The sequence below is a fragment of the Frankia sp. CcI49 genome (assembly GCF_001983215.1).
Lineage (GTDB): Bacteria > Actinomycetota > Actinomycetes > Frankiales > Frankiaceae > Parafrankia > Parafrankia irregularis.
Map to the genome: position 1 here is coordinate 132,081 of NZ_MOWP01000011.1, position 14,055 is coordinate 146,135.

Genomic DNA, 14,055 nt, shown 5'->3' on the forward strand with positions numbered 1-14,055 from the left:
GTTCACCGGCCTGGTCAGACGCCGCCGGGGAGCGCCTCAGGGCCGCGGCTGTTGCTGCTGCTCGCCGGCCGCCGGCCCGGATGCGGGCAGCATCGCGTCCCAGGTGTCGTACTCATGGCGGGCATCCGCGATCTCGTTCTGGTGGGTGATGACCCAGTCGGTGAGAACGGAGAGCGGCACCAGCAGCGTGACGCCGAGCTCGCTCAACGAGTATTCGACCGTGACCGGGACCGTCGGCGCGACCGTGCGGGTCACCAGGCCGTCCCGCTCCAGGCCGCGCAGCGTGCGGGTGAGCATCCGCTGGCTGATGCCTTCGACCAGACGGTGCAGCTCGTTGAATCGCCGGGGCCCGCGCCCGAGCAGGACGACAACCAGCACGCTCCACTTGTCACCGACCCGGCGCAGCACGTCCGTGATCGGGCATGCCTCGTGTTCCGCGGGGGTGACCGGCAATCCGAGGTCCACGGCCAGCACCGTGGGCACACCCATGTGCGTATCCAACATTAATGTTCCTTCTTTCCCGATGGATTCTGCGCCGATTACGGTGCCCTGAACCTGGGTGTCAGGTTCGAACGGTAACAGCGGGAGGAGTCGGGTATGGAGCAGCGACATCCTGACGGCAGGACGGTCGTCGTTTCCGGTGGCACCGACGGGATGGGTCGCGGCATCGCGCTCGCCCGGCTCGGCCGGGGCGACACGGTTGTCGTGATTGGCAGCGGTGAGGCCAAGGGGGCGGCGCTGATGGCCGACGCCGCGTTGCTGGGGGCGGCTGGCCGGTGCCGCTTCGTCCAGGCCGACCTGAGTTCCATCGCCGCCGTCGAGCGGGCAGTCGAAGCGATCACCCGTGAGCATCCGGTGGTCGACGCGCTCGTCCTGTGCGCCAACCGGTTGAACCGGACCCGACGGGAGTCCCCCGAGGGGCTGGAATCAACCTTCAGCCTGTACTACCTGAGCCGCTATCTGCTCGGGCACGGCCTGCGTTTTCAGCTCGATTCCGCCGACAACCCGGTAATCATGAATTTCGCCGCGCCCGGGCTGAAGGTCGGCTCGGTGAAATTCGACGACCTCCAGGCCGAGCGCCGTTATGGCATCCTGCGGGTTCAGGCACAATGCGGCCGGGCGAACGACCTGCTGGGCCGGAACTTCCTGCAGAGCCCGAGCAGCAGAGCTCGGTACGTGCTGTATCACCCCGGTTTCACCGCGACGCGTGGTGGCGTCGCCCATCTGAGGCAGCCGGCGCGCGGGATCATCACCGTTCTCGGCAGGGTCGCGGCGAGATCGGYCGACCAGGCGATCGCCCCGATGGTCGAGCTGATCGACCGGCCCCCCGCCGAACGGCTCACCGCGATCGACCGCGGCAAGCCGGTCGATCTGAGTCTGCGGACCTTCGACCCGGACAACGCGCGCCGACTGGCCGAGGTGTCCAGGAGCCTGGTGCTCACGCGCTACGGCCCCACCCAACTGTTGCCAGAGCCCGGAGAGCCCGGAGAGCCCGGATCGGCCGGTGGCGTGCACTGACTGTTCGGCCGTCAGCTGGATGGGCTGGTGACGATGCTGGCGCGGGTGCCGGCCGGACCACGCCCGGTCGAATGTGCGGCCGGCAGGTTTGCCTTCGAGGTGCCGGGTACGGACCCACTTGGCACTCAATGATCCTGGATGGTGACTTCAGGTAGCGGAGCGCCTGGACCTGTCGGTCGAGACGAGGGTGGGTGACCTGCCGGTGACGCTGACCGGACGCGACGGCGGCCTGGAGCCCGCCGGCCCGTTCGACCGGTTCGGGCTGGCCCGAACCGGCATGGTTCTCGTGGGTCGCGACGACGGGCGGGTCCGGAGTGTCAGCCCGGCCGCCCGCGAGATCGTCGGATGTGGCGAGGCTGACTACGTGGGCAGACGCTGGAGCGAGATCATCGACCCGATGCAAGCCGACGGAGTCGATGGAGCCGACGGAATCGCCGCGGCGGACTTCGCCCGATCCGGCGCCGCACCGCAGGTCGTGCGCATCGCCCGACCCGACGGCACCGCTGTTCAGGCCCTCCTGACCACGGCCGAGGTCACCGTGGACGGTGACCGTTGCCTTCTCGCCCGGTTCGAGGACGTCTCCGAGCTCGCCTCCACTCATCGGCAGCTGCGGGTCGTCCTCGGCCACACCCCGTTCTCGATCTTCCGCGTCGACCACGACGGGCAGGTGCCGCTCAGCGGTGGTTCCGACTCCGCGGAGCTTGCCGTCGCACTGCGCCAGGAGGCCGGGTCCGCGGTCCGCACGGCGTTCCATGAGCAGCCCGCCGTCCTGGCGCTGGTGCGCCGCGCGATGGACGGGGAACAGGCCCACCAGGTCGTGAAGGCCGGCGGGCGTTGGTATGACCTGCATCTCGTACCGGTGCCCGAAGCCGATGGCGGGCCTGTGTCCGTCGCGGGCATCGTCAGTGATGTCACCGCGCACGAACGAGCGACCGCCGAGCTGGTGATGCGCACCGCCTGCGACACCGCGCTCGCGGATCTCGCGCAACAGGCCCTGCGGATCGCGGACGAGGACACGCTGTGGGACGTGGGCGTGCGGACCCTCACCCAGCAGCTCGGCGCCGACCTGGTCACCGTCCGCCACGACCCCGGCCCCGACCCCGACCCCGACGCCGACGGTGCCGTGGACGTCCGGCCCGTGGACGCGGAAGCCGCGGACATGACCGTGCCTGTCACCCATGCCGGCAGGCGGATCGGCACGGTCCTGGTGCGCCGCCGCACCAACCCGCTGACGCCCGACAACGAGGCGTTCGTCCGTTCGGTGGCGGCGATTCTCGGTGCCGCGGCGATGCGGATCCGGATGGAGGACGGCGCCCGCTACCTGTCACTGCACGACCCGCTCACCGGTCTGCCGAACCGGGCCGCGCTGCTCGACCACCTGGGCCGAAGCCTGCGCCGCGCCGCTCACGACGGACGGCACACCGGCGTGTTGTTCATCGACCTGGACGGCTTCAAGGCGATCAACGACACCCTCGGGCACAAGTGCGGTGATGAGCTGCTGCGAGTTGTCGCCTCCCGGCTGCGCGACGCCGTCCGGCCCGGCGACGTCGTCGGCAGGCTCGCGGGAGACGAGTTCGCGGTGCTCTGTGACGACATCGGTGACCTCGACGAGCTGCGAGCCATCGGCGAACGCGTGATCGCCACCGCTCTCACCCCACCCATCGAGCTGATCCGGCCGGTCGGCGTCAGCGGCAGCGTCGGGCTTGCCCGGTCTGGCCCCGACCTCACCGACGCCGAGGACCTGCTCAACGCCGCCGACATGGCGATGTACGAGGCGAAGCGTCGCGGGCCGGGGCACGTCGTCGCCTACGACGACCGGATCCGGGCGGCGCTGGCCACCCGGCTGCGCGACAGCACCGACCTGCGGCGTGCCCTCGGCGCCGACGAGCTGACCCTGCGTTTCGAGCCGGTCGTGTCCCAGTCCGGCGTGATCGTCGCCGCGGAGGCGGTCCCCTACTGGGCCCATCCGACCCGCGGCCTGCTCGGCCCGGAGGACCTTTACCCGATCGCGTTCAACGCCGGTCTCACCGTCGCTGTCGACCGCTGGCTGGTCGACAGCGTCGCCGCCCTGCTGCCGACGGCCGCATCCGGGCAGCAGCCCGGTCGCCAGGAGGACCGCACCCGGCGGGAACTGTGGCTGCGAATCTCCGAACGAGGGCTGTCCGACACCTCGCTGCGCAAGACCATCATTTCCCGAGTCGCCTGTCCCTCAGGCGCCGGTGGCCTCCAGGCCCCGTCCCTCGGCATCCTGATCCCCGACACGCTCTCCGCCCGGGGCGACCGCACGCTTGACACGATCACCGCCGAGCTGTCGGGCGCCGGAATGGCCGTCTGGATCGATCTCAGCGAGGTCCGGCCGTTGCGAAGCACGACCCGGGACACAGTTCCCGCCGGCATCGCCGGTGTCCGGCTCGGCAGCCAGAACATCCACGGCGCCGAACATGACGCCATGGCCGAGGCGGTCATCGCCGGGCTCGTGCGCTTCTCCCACCTGCTGCACCTGGGCGTCGCCGCCCGTGGCGTGGACACCTTGCTGCAGCTGGCCGCCGTGCGCGGCGCCGGGTGCGATCTCATGCAGGGCGCCGCCGTCGGTGAGGCGCTCTCGCTGCCGCCCTGGTCCGGGTCTGCCCGGACAACGGGGTGCGGACCACGCACCGAGGCGTCAACCGGGAACAGTCCGTGACGGTGGCGATGGACGGCTCTACGCGCTCAGCCCGGCGATCACCACCTCGATGGCCCGGCTGATGGTCCGTGGTGCCGTCGGCGTGGTGGCGGATGCCTGGGCGAGACCTCGGATCAGGAGATAGACCTCGTCGGCCCCGACGTCTCGGCGGATCGCCCCTGACCGGGCCGCACGGTCCAGGAGGACCTCCACGGTCGCGCGTAGCCTGTCTGCCTCCTGCCGGACGCTCGGCGGGAACTGTCCGTCCGGCAGCTGGGCCGCGAGGGTCAGCTTCGTCGCCCCGCCCTCGATCATGCTTCGCAGCAGGTCCCGGAACGCCTGCCCCGGGTCGGAATGGGCAGCCAGAGCGGATGCCTGCTCGTTGAGCAGGTCGAAGTGGCGGACCAGAGCCGCCTCCACCAGAGCGGCCTTGGTGGGGAAGTGGCGGAACACGGTCGCGATGCCGACTTCGGCGCGGCGCGCGACGTCCTCGGTGGAGCCGGCCGCGCCGTGCTCACCGAACACCGCCTCGGCGGCGGCGAGGATGCGCTCGCGGTTGGCCACGGCGTTCCTCCGCACCGCCCACCTCGACTTCCGTCAGCTTCCGCCATCGCAACGTTGTAAACGAAGTCCAGACTCCGTTAACGTGCCGGAGTCCAGACTTCGTTTTGGAGGTTCGATGCTACCGACACCTGCCCCGGCCGACGTCGTTCGCATGGTCGCCGACGGTGTGAGCCGACTGGTCCGTGGTGATCTCGCGCCGGACGAGCGGGAGCGACAGCTCGACATGCTCGCCGGCCTCTACGGGGAGCGGACGGACGTCCGGCATCCGTTCGCGCCGCTGGGCGACCAGCCGATGCGTACCCGCGCCGAGCTGCGCCAGCACTTCGCAGGGTCAGCCGGGCGAGCATCCGGCGTCCGGCGGTTCGCGCCGACGAACATGGTCGTGCATCGGACGGCGGATCCCGAGGTGGTCGTCGCGGAGTTCGCCTATACCGGGACGGCCGACCCCGGCGAGTTCGCGGTGCCGTGCGTGTTCGTGGTCCGCGTACGTGACGGGCAGATCGTCGAGTCCCGCGACTACGCCGACCACATCGGGATGGCCCGGGCGGTCGGCCGGCTCGAGCCGCTGGCGCGGGCGCTCGCCGACGGAGCTGGCCGTGCGCCCGACGGAGCCGGCCGTGCGCCCGACGAGCTGACCGGGGCCCAGCTGAGCCGGGGCCTCGCGCTTCGCATGCATGCCGCCTTCAACGCACTCGACCTGCCGGCGGTCGACGAGATCTTCGCCGTGGACTTCTTCAGCCACCCGCTCCAGTTCCGCGGGCCCGCCGCGGTCAAGGAACGCTGGCTCGCCATGCGCACGGCCGCACCGGAGCTGCGCACGCGGATCGTCGACCTGATCGCCGAGGACGACCGCGCGGTGATCCGTTCCCGGCTGACCGACGGCACCGGGGAACTCCTCGAGATCATCCGGATCGCGCAGGGACGGATCGCCGAACTGTGGGGCGCCCGCACTGGTCCCGTCGGGACGTGATCCGCGCCCGTCCACGGGCCGGGTGATGATCAGGTGGAGACGTCGCTCCAGTGGTCCCAGGTGACATCCACCTGGGTGTAGGTCGGATCGAAGGTCAGAAGAAGGCTTTCCTGGAGGTAGACCACGGTGTTGTAGGCCTCGCCGGACAGCATGGGGAAGGACAGGCGAACGGCACGGCCGGGGCGGACCTCGATTTCCGCGGTTTCCAGCCAGGCGCCGCCGCCGAGCCGGGTTCCACCGGGGAGCAGGGCGCCTGCGGAGAGCCAGTCAACGGGGCCGGGCGGGCGGATCTCGCGGGTGTGCGTCCGGGTATTGCCGACGGTGGTATCTGTTTCGGTGAGCGTCATCGCCACCGGATTACCGTCGAGGAGGATGCGGAAACCATCCTCCTGATTGTTCAGCTCGGTCGACATCCGATGGTTTTCGACGGCGATTTCCGGCATTGCGCCAGAATACGACCGGGCGTCCCGTTGCGATCACCGGCCAGGCCTCTCCCACCAACGCTCGCTGGATGGATGTGGACGGGTCAGGTCGGTTCGCCGGCGACGACGATGCCGTTCTCGTAGGCGAGCACCACGGCCTGGACCCGGTCTCGCAGTCCCAGCTTGGTGAGGATGGCCCCCACGTGGCTCTTCACCGTCGCCTCGGTCACGACGAGACGGCCGGCTATCTCGGTGTTCGACAGGCCGCGGGCGACCAGCACCAGCACCTCACGCTCGCGTGGCGTCAGGGCGTCGAGCAGGCCGGGTGGCGTCGGCGGGCGGGTGCGGGCGGCGAAGGCCTCGACCAGCCGCCTGGTGACGGCGGGGGACAGCAGCGCGTCGCCGGCGTGCAGGACGCGGATCGCCTCGACCAGGCGCTCCCGGGAGGCGTCCTTGAGCAGGAATCCGGCGGCGCCGGCGCGCAGCGCGCCGAACACGTATTCGTCCAGGTCGAAGGTGGTGAGGATGAGGACCCGCGGGGCCGGGACGAGACCGCCGCCGGTCAGCCGGGCGGTGGTCTCGACGCCGTCCATGCGGGGCATGCGGATGTCGAGCAGGACGACGTCCGGTCGCAGCTCCTCGGCGCGGGCGAGGGCCTCCTCGCCGTCCCCGGCCTCGCCGACCACATCGAAGTCGTCCAGGGCCTCGAGGATCAGCCGCAGGCCGGTCCGGACCAGTTCCTGGTCGTCCACGATCAGCAGGCGGATGCTCAATCCGGTTCTCGCTCTCGTGAGGTTCGCCGAATGGCACGGCCCAGGCTCATGTTCCTCCGCCCGCCGGGAGGTGGGCGGCGACGCGGAACCAGCCGCCGCGTTGATGACCGAACTCCAGCTCGCCGCCGAGCACCGAGGTTCGCTCCCGCATCCCGATGAGGCCGTGCCGTGCCGGGGCGGCGGTCACCGGTGCGTTCCGGGTGTCACCGAGGATCGGCGCCCGTGCCGGCTCGGCGGCCACCCCGTCGTTGACCACCTCGATGTCAAGGCCGTGGTCGCGATGGGCGAGGGTGATGACGACCTGGCTGGGGCGTGCGTGCTTCACCGCATTGGTCAGGGCTTCCTCGACGATGCGATACGCGGACAGTTCCAGGCCGTCGGGCAGGGATCGCGGTTCCCCCGTCACCCGTAGCTCGACGGGCAGGCCGGCGGCACGGTACTCGGCGACGAGCCTGGCCAGATCTCCCAGCGAGGGCGCTGGGCGGGCGTCGGCGGGGGTGCCCGGGGCACGCAGCACCGCCAGCATCCGGCGGAGTTCCACGAGGCTCTGCTCCCCGCTCCGCTCCACCCGCGCCAGCGTCTCGTCGGCCCGGTCCGGCGACGTGTGCAGCACGTCGCGTGCGCCGCGTACACCGATCAACATCACGGTCACCGAGTGGGCGACGATGTCGTGCAGCTCGCGGGCGATCGACGCGCGTTCCTCGTGCACCGCGATGCGGGCCAGCTGCTCCTGCTCCCGCTGGAGGTCCGCGGCGCGCTCCTCCAGGGCGCGGACATACCGCTGGTGGGTCCGCGCATAGGCGCCCAGCGCCCACACCCCTGCCGTCACCGGGACGGACACGATCGACAGCGCGGCCAGGAGCACGGCGGTGGGCACCAGCGCGGCGAGCGCTCGGCGCCGGTCGGCACGCTCGGCGACGGTGAAGAGCGCCACCAGGGCGGGCACCCCGCCGGGGGAGTCACCGGTGGCGACCAGGGCCCCGGCCAGAGCGAGCGTTGCCAGCAGCACCCGCCACGGGGCCCGGCGGCGGGCGGTGAGCGCACCGCCGGACGAAACCGCCAGCACCACGGTCGACGTCCGCGCCAGGTGGTCGTCGTTGAGGAGAAGGCTGAGCTCGGCGATCGTGGCGGCCACCGCGACGAGGAGGTCGAAACCCGGCGCACGCCGGGCGGCCCACCGTTCCCCCGGCCCCGCACCGCGGACGCGGGTGGCCGTCGCCGCTACGGCCACCGCCACCGCCGCCGCTACGGCCTCCGCCCGCGCCCGCAGTCGCCGCAACCCTGCCGCCTCGACGGTCATGCCAGGTCGCGTCGACGTTCGCCGGCGAGAGCCACGGCCATGAGCCCCACTGCCCAGGCGCCCAGGACGATCGCCGCCGCGCCCAGGGAGATGCGGGCCGGCCCGTGCACCATGCGGGTCAGCACGGCGACCGCGCCGAGTGGCGTGTAGTCAGACAAGCCCTCCCGCACCCGGTCGAGCAGTGGGTTCACGACGAAGGTCAGGATCAGCGCTCCGACCGCCGCCAGGACCTGGTTTCGAAGCAGCGCGCCGACGGCGACCCCGATCACCGTCGCGAGCACCGACGACCCCAGCAGGCCGACCGCGACCGCGGTCGCCTCGCCGACGCTCAGGTCGGGGCCGGGCTGCCGGGCCAGCAGCGGCAGCCCGGCCCCCAGCGAGACGGCCACCATGAGCATGCCCACGGCCAGGGCGGTGATCGTGTACGCCGTCGCCCGCGCGAGCAGCAGGCGTTCGTGGGACGCGCCCGAGGCGAGCGCCGCGGGCGCGGCGGTCCGGTGCCGGAACTCACCGGCGACACCGACCGCCCCGAGCAGCAGCAACAGTATCGGCATACCGGACAGGGCCTCCTCCTTCTCGCCCACATCGTCGAGCGTCCCCGCGGCCAGCGCGACGATCAGCACATTGGAGGCCGTCAGGGCGACGGAGGCCGACGCGAACGCCAGCACCGTGCGCGTGCTCGCGACTTTGATCAGCTCACCTCGCACCAGCCGGCTCACGCGCCCTCCCCGCCGGTCAGGCTGAGGAAGACGTCCTCAAGTGTTGCTCCACCCCGGGTGATCGCAGCCATCGGAGCCTGCCGCACGACGCGCCCGCGGTGGATGACGACGACATCGTCGACTATCGGCGCCGCCTCGGTCAGCGAGTGGCTGGACAGCACGACGGTGCGTCCCGCGTCGGCCCTTTGACGCAACAGATTCCGCAGCCATCGGATCCCCTGCGGGTCCAGCCCGTTGGTCGGCTCGTCCAGCACCAGGATGTCCGGATCGGCGAGCAGTGCCGCCGCGAGACCGAGACGCTGGCGCATACCCAGCGAATACCTCCCGACCCTGCGCCGGCCGTCCCTCTCCAGCCCGACCAGCGCGAGCACCTCGGGCACCCGTGTTCCCGGCAGCCCGGCCATGGTCGCCAACGAACGCAGGTGGGCATGTGCCGAGCGCCCCGGATGCGCGCCGCAGGGCTCGATGAATGCGCCCAGGGTGCCGGTGTCACGAGCATGCGTGTCGAAACCGTTCAGAAGGATCCGCCCGGCACTCGCCCGGGTGATACCGCTGATCATCTTGAGTACCGTGGTCTTACCGGCTCCATTGGGCCCGAAGAATCCGGTGACGGCTCCGCGGCGAATACTGAACGACACGTCCTCGACGGCGGTGAACCGTCCGTAGTGTTTCGCCAGTCCTTCGACGGTGACAGCCGCGGAGGCCTGGTCGGCCGCGGCCACGGCTGTGCCCGGGGCGTTGCCCATGCTCGTGCCCGCCGTTCGTGAGATTTCCATGGCGGAAGAATCCAGCCCGCCGGCCTCGCGGTCATCATCATCTGGACGGATTTCTCGACTCGACTCCGGGGGCAGACCGGCGCGGCCGATCCTCCTCCCGGAGTTGGATGATCGAGAATGGGTGCGGTCACCAGGAAGGCCACCGTCAGGTCGCCGGGCCGGGCCAGCCCTCAGGCCAGTGCTAGTCGCTGTCGCGTGGGAGGACACCGTCGTCGGCGGCGAGCCTGCAGGAGGTCAGGAAGCCGAACATGCCGGTACCTTCCCGGTGCCGAAAGAACTCGACCATCTCGGCGTTGAACTCCTGGTGGCGTGCGGCCGGGACGCTGATGGCGTCCAGGCCGTGGGACATGAGGTGGCCATTCATCATGTAGCGCGCGGTGCGCTTGTCGCCGCCGTAGTAGAACTGCTGCAGCGAGCCGAGGAGAAAATAGGCGATCGCCCGCTCGAACTCGTCGTCGATCTCGACGGAAGGAACTCGGTTCCCTGTGCGAAGATGCGGCGCAGGTTCTCGCCTCCGCGTTCGGTCGCAGGTGGCAGGTAGCGTCCATGCTGTCCGAGGCTGACACCGGGGGTGAGCGTCTCCCTGCCTTCGCCGCGGAAATGACCCGGTTCCAGCGCCTCGTCGCGGGCGAGGAGAAGTTGGAGCCGGTCGGAGATCTCCCTGGACAGCTGGAACTCGTGCGCCCTGACGAGCCGGGCGAGTTCGTTCGCCGCCTCGGCGAGGTTGAGGATCTGACGTTCGTCGCTGATCTTCCGTCCACCCACGGTGATCCCGTCGAGGAGCGTCTGGACCTCCGGGTAGGTGAACGGGTTGCCCTCGAGCACTGCGGCATCCCACACGTACTCCGGTAGCGACTGGTGAAACCGCCAGAGGGCTCGCTCGACCGAGAACCGTGGAATATCCTTCCGCACCGCGCACCGATCCCAGACGAACCCGAGGGCGCTTCGTGTCGCCTCGCTCGTCGCCATGACTCGCACCTCCTTGGGGCTGCGCGCGACCGGCACACGCCGCGAGCCAGGCCTGTGATCCAACGATAAGGCGGCCACGGGATCTCGGCGCGTCCGACTGGTGGCGCGCGGCATCCGTTCTCGGCGGTCGTGGGCTGAGCGTGTGGTGGCTCAGCTCGTCGTCTCGGTCGGCTCGTCCTCGGTGAGAACCAGCGCGAGCAGGCCTGGGAAACGAGCGTCGAACTCGGCGCGGCGCAGCCGGTTGAGGCGGCGTGGCCCCTGATCGATCTGTTCGAGCAGCCCGGAGGCACGCAGGACGGAGAAATGGTGGCTGGCGGTCGCCTTCGACACCGGCAGGTCGAAGCCGCCGCAGGCACGGGTGAAATCCGGCTCGCCCGCCAGCACCCGAAGGATCGATCGGCGGACCGGGTCGGCCAGCGCCTCCAGCGCTTCCTGCAGGCTTACATCGCTCGGATCGGTGTGCCGCAGGTCAACGGTGCGGCGCGCCCGCGCGGTCATCGTTCTCGGCGCTCGCCTTCCTCGACATCCAGACTGTTCGATCGCTATCGTACACACGTCGGTGTTCGATGGCGGTCGAACACCGACGAGTCGCGTGAACATTGCCTGCGTACGAGGGAGGACTCCCGTGACAGTGTCAGTGGGACGAGTGGGTATCTGGACTCCGTACTTCGCCTGGAACACGCCGGATGCCCGTGAGGCGGCCGAAGAGCTCGACGAACTGGGATTCGGGGCCCTGTGGCTCGGTTCTTCCGCCCCTGAGCTGCGCCTGCCCGCCGAGTTGCTCGCGGCGACCGGTCGAATGGTCGTGGCCACCGGCATCGTCAACGTGTGGTCCACCGAGGCGGCCGAGCTGGCGGCGAGATTCCATCAGGTCGCCGCGGCGCATCCAGGCCGCTTTCTGCTCGGGCTCGGCGCCGGCCACGCCTCCACCGCGGGGGCGTTCGGGAAGACCTACACGCAACCGCTGCGGTACCTGGCGGCCTTCCTCGACGGTCTTGACGCCGCGCCGGAACCGGTTCCCGTGGCATCCCGTGTCCTCGCCGCGCTGCGGCCGAAGGCGCTGGCCCTGGCGGAGCGCTGCTCCGCGGGAGCCCATCCCTACCTGGTCACTCCCGAGTACACCCGGTTCGCCCGCGAAACTCTGGGCGAGGAGCCGCTGCTTGCCCCCGAGCAGAAGGTGATTCTGGAGACCGACCCCGCCGAGGCCCGAGCGCTCGCTCGCCGTAACCTCGGCTACTACCTCATGCTGCCCAACTATGTGCGCAACCTGCAGATGATGGGATTCACCGACGACGACCTCGGCGGGAACGGCAGCGACCGGCTCGTCGACGCCCTGTTCGCCTGGGGGACGGTCGAGCAGATCGCCAGGCGGGTCGCCGAGCACCACGCCGCCGGCGCGGACCATGTGGCCGTCCAGGTCATCTCGGCCGACACCGACGTGCGCAGCCGTACCGGCCGGCCCGCCCGGAAGCAATGGCGAGCCCTGGCCGCGGCACTGCTGTGACGACGTGATGCCGGGCTCAGCCGTGATGCCGGGCTCAGACGTGATGCCGGGTTCAGGCGTGGGCCTGAGTCTGCTCGACCGCGGCATGTTCACAGGCGAGCAGGGTGCTGGCGGCCAGGTGGCTTTCCCGGCGTGGCAGCCAAGCCCGATATGGTTGCGGATATGGCGAGCCTGTTTATTCTGGATCTCACATATACCGCCGACCTGACCGAGGTCGAGCGGTACATGGACGGCCATCGGGAGTTTCTTCGGCGCAATTACGATGCCGGGCTCTTTCTGGCGTCTGGGCGGAAGGAGCCGCGCACGGGAGGAATAATTCTCACGGCAGGTGACCGGTCCACGATCGAGCAGATCATCGAGACCGACCCGTTCCAGCGCCACGGCGTGGTCTCGTACGCCATTACCGAGTTTTTTCCGACGACGACCGGCCCTCAGCTTGCGGCGTTCCGACACGAGATCTGAGCCTCGCCAACCGGGATGTGGCCGATGTGGCCGATGTGGCCGGCGAAGGTGAGTCGGCCGTCCGGAGTGCTCACGGGGGTCCGTCCGGTCGTTGCTGACCGGTGCCGGCGGCGGTGGCGGGCAGGTCTCGCAATGTGGTCGACAGCCCGAGCGCGGCCAGTAGGGCGGTCAGCATCCCGGCGCCGCCGGCCAGCAGAAAGGTCGTCCGTGGGCTGGTCGCGTCGAGCAGGAGCCCGCCGGCCAGGTATGACGTCGCGGCGGCGACCCCGACGGCACCGTAGAAGCTGCCGAAGGCCCGTCCGAGCAGGCTGGCCGGAACGAGGCGCTGGAGCAGGGTGTTGGCGGCGACGTCCATCGCCGCGATGCCCAGGCCGCGCACCGCCTGGACGGTGAAGGCCGCGCCGACCGCCCAGGCGAGGCCGGTGAGGAGGTTGCCGGCGCTGCTGACGAAGAATCCGCCGACGAGCAGCAGCGGCATCGAACCCTGTTCGCCTGCCCGCGCGAGCAGGGCGTAGCCCACGACCAACCCGATCCCGACCGCGGCGAGCAGCAGGCCCACCGCCCAGTCGCCGGTGCCCAGCGTCTCCTTGGCGAACAGGACCAGCGCGACGTCGTCGATGCCGTTGAAGGCGACCGTCGCAGCGAAGCCAACGAAGATCATGAGTAGGGCCCGGTTGGCCAGCAGGTAGCCGATTCCCGGAAGGGCCTGGCCGAGCGGCCCGTCTGGTCCGTCGCCCCTCACCGGTCGCGCTGGGAGCGGCTGGAGACGCAGCAGAAACAGCGCGGACAGCAGGAAGGTGACGGCATCGACGAGGAGAAGGCCGCGTGTGCTGACCAGCGGCAGCAGCGCCGCGGCGATCAGCGGGCCGGCGACCTCCGCGGCGTTGGTGCCGAACCCGATCGTGGAGTTCGCGACCGGGAGGTCCCGGTCGGCCACCAACGCGGGAACCGCTGCTCGGGAGGCGGGCAGGAACACCTGCCCGATGATCGCGCGCGCCGCGACCAGCGCCAGCAGGATCGGTAGCGCGGGCAGCCACAGCGCGATCACGAGCATCGTGGCCGCCTGGCCGACCTCACAGAGGATCATGACGCGTCTGCGGTCGAAACGGTCGCTGATGGCGCCCGTGAACGTGCCGAGCAGGGATGGTGCGAAGTCCCCGGCGAGCAGGAGCAGTGCGATCGCCAGCCCCTGCCCGGCCGTGTCCGCGACGTGGAGCATCAGCGCGACCAGGCTCAGGGAATCACCGGTTCCGGAGACGCACCGCGCCGAGAACAATCCACGCAGCGGGCGGTTCCTGCGCAGTAGCCGTGATACTCCGTTACGTTCGCGGCCGGTGTCGAAGGTGGCCTGGCCCGGCTGCCGTGGTTGTTGTGCGGCGGCGCCCATCTCTGTCACGTCGCGTCACCCGGGCCTGG

At 70.4% G+C, this 14,055-nt stretch carries 16 protein-coding genes; 5 read left to right on the plus strand and 11 right to left on the minus strand.

The features are described 5' to 3' along the window. Positions 1–36 precede the first annotated feature (36 nt). Complete coding sequence (locus tag CcI49_RS11085) at positions 37–489, minus strand: helix-turn-helix domain-containing protein (protein ID WP_198955503.1); 453 nt, start codon at positions 487–489, stop codon at positions 37–39. Between the two features lie 108 nt (positions 490–597). Here CcI49_RS11085 and CcI49_RS11090 point away from each other — a divergent pair, with 108 nt between their 5' ends. Both CcI49_RS11090 and CcI49_RS11095 read left to right on the plus strand, forming a co-directional pair. After that, entirely contained in the window at positions 598–1,518 is a 921-nt protein-coding gene (locus CcI49_RS11090) for an SDR family NAD(P)-dependent oxidoreductase (RefSeq protein ID WP_076826164.1), read from the plus strand. 187 nt (positions 1,519–1,705) lie between these two features. Beyond that, entirely contained in the window at positions 1,706–4,201 is a 2,496-nt protein-coding gene (locus CcI49_RS11095; RefSeq protein WP_076826166.1) for a diguanylate cyclase, read from the plus strand. Between the two features lie 18 nt (positions 4,202–4,219). Here CcI49_RS11095 and CcI49_RS11100 read toward each other — a convergent pair whose 3' ends face one another. Then, complete coding sequence (locus CcI49_RS11100; protein WP_241840000.1) at positions 4,220–4,744, minus strand: TetR/AcrR family transcriptional regulator; 525 nt, start codon at positions 4,742–4,744, stop codon at positions 4,220–4,222. A gap of 115 nt (positions 4,745–4,859) precedes the next feature. Between CcI49_RS11100 and CcI49_RS11105 the strand changes: the two genes are divergently transcribed. Then, positions 4,860–5,714: a nuclear transport factor 2 family protein gene (locus tag CcI49_RS11105; RefSeq protein WP_054568461.1), complete on the plus strand. Its 855-nt coding sequence runs from the start codon at positions 4,860–4,862 to the stop codon at positions 5,712–5,714. A 29-nt stretch (positions 5,715–5,743) separates the two neighbouring features. Here CcI49_RS11105 and CcI49_RS11110 read toward each other — a convergent pair whose 3' ends face one another. The 8 genes from CcI49_RS11110 to CcI49_RS11140 all read right to left on the minus strand — a co-directional run bounded on the left by CcI49_RS11110 (position 5,744) and on the right by CcI49_RS11140 (position 11,171). Continuing rightward, positions 5,744–6,157 (minus strand): hypothetical protein, encoded by a 414-nt coding sequence (locus CcI49_RS11110; RefSeq protein ID WP_076826171.1) that lies wholly within the window; start codon positions 6,155–6,157, stop codon positions 5,744–5,746. Positions 6,158–6,240: 83 nt separating this feature from the next. Continuing rightward, on the minus strand, positions 6,241–6,909 hold the full coding sequence (locus CcI49_RS11115) for a response regulator transcription factor (protein WP_076826173.1): 669 nt from the start codon (positions 6,907–6,909) through the stop codon (positions 6,241–6,243). 46 nt (positions 6,910–6,955) lie between these two features. Beyond that, positions 6,956–8,209: a histidine kinase gene (locus CcI49_RS11120; RefSeq protein ID WP_076826175.1), complete on the minus strand. Its 1,254-nt coding sequence runs from the start codon at positions 8,207–8,209 to the stop codon at positions 6,956–6,958. Next, the gene (locus CcI49_RS11125; protein ID WP_076826177.1) at positions 8,206–8,928 is read right to left on the minus strand and encodes an ABC transporter permease; all 723 of its coding nucleotides are present in this window, start codon (positions 8,926–8,928) and stop codon (positions 8,206–8,208) included. The genes CcI49_RS11120 and CcI49_RS11125 overlap by 4 nt, the downstream gene beginning before the upstream one ends. After that, on the minus strand, positions 8,925–9,704 hold the full coding sequence (locus CcI49_RS11130) for an ATP-binding cassette domain-containing protein (RefSeq protein WP_076826179.1): 780 nt from the start codon (positions 9,702–9,704) through the stop codon (positions 8,925–8,927). Before CcI49_RS11130 ends, CcI49_RS11125 begins: the two co-directional genes overlap by 4 nt. Before the next feature lie 181 nt (positions 9,705–9,885). Continuing rightward, positions 9,886–10,053, minus strand: coding sequence for a hypothetical protein (locus tag CcI49_RS43200; RefSeq protein WP_241840001.1), 168 nt, complete (start codon positions 10,051–10,053; stop codon positions 9,886–9,888). A gap of 14 nt (positions 10,054–10,067) precedes the next feature. Beyond that, on the minus strand, positions 10,068–10,673 hold the full coding sequence (locus CcI49_RS11135) for a hypothetical protein (RefSeq protein ID WP_241840002.1): 606 nt from the start codon (positions 10,671–10,673) through the stop codon (positions 10,068–10,070). A 150-nt stretch (positions 10,674–10,823) separates the two neighbouring features. Then, positions 10,824–11,171 carry a helix-turn-helix domain-containing protein gene (locus CcI49_RS11140; protein WP_076826181.1) on the minus strand — a complete coding sequence of 116 codons (348 nt, stop codon included), beginning with the start codon at positions 11,169–11,171 and terminating at the stop codon, positions 10,824–10,826. A gap of 127 nt (positions 11,172–11,298) precedes the next feature. Between CcI49_RS11140 and CcI49_RS11145 the strand changes: the two genes are divergently transcribed. Then, positions 11,299–12,177, plus strand: coding sequence for an LLM class F420-dependent oxidoreductase (locus CcI49_RS11145; protein WP_076826183.1), 879 nt, complete (start codon positions 11,299–11,301; stop codon positions 12,175–12,177). A 132-nt stretch (positions 12,178–12,309) separates the two neighbouring features. Then, positions 12,310–12,639 carry a YciI family protein gene (locus CcI49_RS11150; RefSeq protein WP_198955500.1) on the plus strand — a complete coding sequence of 110 codons (330 nt, stop codon included), beginning with the start codon at positions 12,310–12,312 and terminating at the stop codon, positions 12,637–12,639. Positions 12,640–12,709: 70 nt separating this feature from the next. On the opposite strand, the gene CcI49_RS11155 is transcribed toward CcI49_RS11150, so the two are convergent. Beyond that, entirely contained in the window at positions 12,710–14,026 is a 1,317-nt protein-coding gene (locus CcI49_RS11155; RefSeq protein ID WP_241840007.1) for an MFS transporter, read from the minus strand. Positions 14,027–14,055 lie beyond the last annotated feature (29 nt).

What these genes read in the sequence shown, in the direction of transcription:
- CcI49_RS11105 (WP_054568461.1), top strand. Translation starts at nt 4,860, where the DNA reads ATGCTACCGACACCTGCCCCGGCCGACGTCGTTCGCATGGTCGCCGAC.
- CcI49_RS11130 (WP_076826179.1), bottom strand. Translation starts at nt 9,704, where the DNA reads ATGGAAATCTCACGAACGGCGGGCACGAGCATGGGCAACGCCCCGGGC.
- CcI49_RS11085 (WP_198955503.1), bottom strand. Translation starts at nt 489, where the DNA reads ATGGGTGTGCCCACGGTGCTGGCCGTGGACCTCGGATTGCCGGTCACC.
- CcI49_RS11140 (WP_076826181.1), bottom strand. Translation starts at nt 11,171, where the DNA reads ATGACCGCGCGGGCGCGCCGCACCGTTGACCTGCGGCACACCGATCCG.
- CcI49_RS43200 (WP_241840001.1), bottom strand. Translation starts at nt 10,053, where the DNA reads ATGTCCCACGGCCTGGACGCCATCAGCGTCCCGGCCGCACGCCACCAG.
- CcI49_RS11155 (WP_241840007.1), bottom strand. Translation starts at nt 14,026, where the DNA reads ATGGGCGCCGCCGCACAACAACCACGGCAGCCGGGCCAGGCCACCTTC.
- CcI49_RS11110 (WP_076826171.1), bottom strand. Translation starts at nt 6,157, where the DNA reads ATGCCGGAAATCGCCGTCGAAAACCATCGGATGTCGACCGAGCTGAAC.
- CcI49_RS11135 (WP_241840002.1), bottom strand. Translation starts at nt 10,673, where the DNA reads ATGGCGACGAGCGAGGCGACACGAAGCGCCCTCGGGTTCGTCTGGGAT.
- CcI49_RS11120 (WP_076826175.1), bottom strand. Translation starts at nt 8,209, where the DNA reads ATGACCGTCGAGGCGGCAGGGTTGCGGCGACTGCGGGCGCGGGCGGAG.